Annotated in this window: 2 protein-coding genes; one reads left to right on the plus strand and one right to left on the minus strand. The window is 32.9% G+C overall.

What is annotated here, in order from left to right:
• The first annotated feature begins 195 nt into the window (after positions 1-195).
• Positions 196-2,196, plus strand: coding sequence for an FAD-dependent oxidoreductase (locus tag CI949_RS19395; protein ID WP_290769468.1), 2,001 nt, complete (start codon positions 196-198; stop codon positions 2,194-2,196).
• A gap of 95 nt (positions 2,197-2,291) precedes the next feature.
• Here CI949_RS19395 and CI949_RS19400 read toward each other — a convergent pair.
• Positions 2,292-2,831 (minus strand): TetR/AcrR family transcriptional regulator (locus CI949_RS19400; RefSeq protein ID WP_290769471.1); only part of this gene is annotated, 540 nt, incomplete at its 5' end.

The following is a 2,831-nucleotide window of genomic DNA, read 5'->3' on the forward strand; positions in this document are numbered from 1 at the left end:
TTGAGACGGGGCAACGACTGACGGAAAGCTGTATACGGGAGAACCGTACGTGCAGTTTGACGAGGGGTCCCAGCTGAAAGGCTGGTCCTACTCTATTGTTTAAATTTTTAGCATCTCTTGACAAAATTTTCACAATATATTATAATGACCATAGTCACCGACTGCAGTCGATAAATTATAGAAAGGTGGATTAAAATGAATAAAAAGTATCAAGAACTTTTTAGTCCTTATCAAATTGGAAAGCTTGAAATCAAGAATAGGTTTAATATGGCACCAATGGGTCCATTTGGAATGAGTGATGAACATGGAGCTTTTAATCAAAAAGCAATTGAGTATTATGTTGAAAGAGCTAAAGGTGGAACAGGCTTAATAACTACAGGTATTTGTTATGTTGAAAATGAAATAGAAAAATGTGCGATGCCTTCTTTGCCGTCTCCAACCCAATCTAAATTTAGCTTTTTATATTCGGCTAAAAGATTAACTGAAAGAGTACATGCTCATGGCTCAAAAATATTTTTACAATTAACAGCTGGTTTTGGAAGAGTAGCTTTACCACTTTTATTAGAAGGAGAAGCAGTAGCTCCTTCCAAAACTAAAAATAGATTCAATCCGGACTTAGAACATCGAGAATTAACAACCGAAGAAGTGGAAACAATGGTTAAGAAGTTTGCTGAATCTGCTGCAATTGCTAAAATGGCTGGCTTTGATGGAGTAGAAATTCATGCAGTCCACGAGGGTTATTTATTAGATCAATTTACTATGGAAATTTTTAACCAGCGAACAGATAAATATGGTGGAGATTTTGAAAGTAGAATGAGATTTCCAGTGGAAATTCTGCAAGCTATTAAAAATCAATGTGGAGAAGATTATCCTGTAAGTCTTCGTTATAGTGTTAAAAGCTATATTAAAAATATTAGAAAAGGAGGGCTTCCAGGTGAAGATTTTGAAGAAAAAGGTAGAGATCTAAAAGAAGGTTTAAAGGCAGCTAAATACTTAGAAGAAGCAGGTTATGATGCTTTTAATGCTGATGCTGGTAGTTATGATTCCTGGTATTGGAATCATCCCCCTATGTATTTTGAAGATGGAATGTATCTTGACCTAAGTCAAAAGTTAAAAGAGGTAGTTGATGTTCCGGTTATTGTAGCTGGAAGAATGGATAATCCTGATCTGGCAGTTGAAGCCTTAAAAGAAGAAAAAGCTGATATGATTGGCTTAGGCCGTCCATTATTAGCTGATCCAGAACTGCCAAATAAAATAAAAAATGATGATTTAAAGTCAATTCGTCCCTGTCTTTCCTGTCATGATGGCTGTATGGGACGGGTAGCAGAAGGAGGTCCTGTTAGCTGTGCTGTTAATCCACAGGTGGGTAGAGAAAAAATTTATAATTTAGAACCTGCTTTAGAATCTAAAGATGTGCTTGTAATTGGTGGTGGGTTAGCCGGTATGGAAGCAGCTCGAGTTTGTGCTGAACGAGGTCATAATGTAAAATTAGTAGAAAAGGCAGATCAATTAGGTGGAAATATAATACCGGGTAGTGTACCTGAGTTTAAAAAAGATGATCGCAAATTAGTTAAGTGGTATGAGAATGAGCTTGCTAAAAAAGATATAACTGTTAATTTAAATACTGAAGCTGATAAAGAAATGATTAAAAAACAGGAAGCTGATTCTGTTATTTTAGCTACTGGTTCTGAACCTAAAAATTTAAATTTAAATAATCAAAACAACTCAAGCTTAACTGCCTCAGAAGTGCTTTTAGGAGCAGAAACCGGAGAAAAATTAATGGTAGTTGGAGGTGGACTTGTAGGTTGTGAGACTGCACTCTGGTTAGCCCAGGAAAAAGATAAAGAAGTTATCTTAATTGAACAGTTAGAAGAAATTCTTGAATCTGGTCCTGAGCTTCCCTTTATGAATGAAGATATGTTAACTGATTTATTAGCTTATCATGAGGTTGAAATAATAACTGGAGCTCAAATAGAAAAGGTTAATGATAAAGAAGTTATAATTAAAAGTGATCAAGGTAAGGAAAAGAAAAAAGTAGATAATATTATTACAGCTATTGGTTATAGTTCTAATGATTCTCTTTATCATGAACTTCAATCCGAAATAAATAATGTACATTTACTCGGTGATGCAAAAAAAGTAGAAAATATTATGTATGCAATCTGGGATGCCTATGAATTAGCACGCACTATTTAATCTAATAAACAAAGAAACTCTTAATTCAAATTATGATATGATTCCCTTCTGGTAGACAGACTAAATAAAAAAGCTGTTTATCAGAAAGGGGATTTTTAATCATTTTCGTTCTTAAAAATGCTTATTATTTCTTCAAGATCTTCCATTGTTCTAGCCTGTAATTTATAATTTCCATCATGTAAGCACCAATCATAAATCATTCCTCTCGAAAAACGTAGTAAAAAATCAGTTATATAATCTGCAGTTTTATCTACAGTTAATTTCTTCTCTCTCTGCGCTTTTTCAACATAACTTTTTAATAATTTAAAAATAGGTCTATTTTTAGAAGTGAAAAATTTATTACCAGAATCTATCTGGCTTTTATAAACTTCTTTAACATATTCAAAAGAAGAAGATTCAGCATAGATAATCTGATGACGAATAAATTCTTTAATTTGAGTTAAACTGTCATAATCATTGATTTCATTTTTTGCGATTTTTTTAAAATATTCGTCTGTTTCCTGATATGTCTTGACTATTATATCTTTTTTTGAGTTAAAGTGATGATAAAAAGTACCTTTGGCAACATTAGCTTTTTTACATATTTCTGAAACTGTAACATTATGATATCCTTTTTTTTCTATTAGAGAAGTAGA

The sequence above is a fragment of the Halanaerobium sp. genome, assembly GCF_003070835.1.

Excerpts from the sequence above, each read along its gene's own strand:
- CI949_RS19395 (WP_290769468.1), top strand. The coding sequence starts at position 196 with ATGAATAAAAAGTATCAAGAACTTTTTAGTCCTTATCAAATTGGAAAG.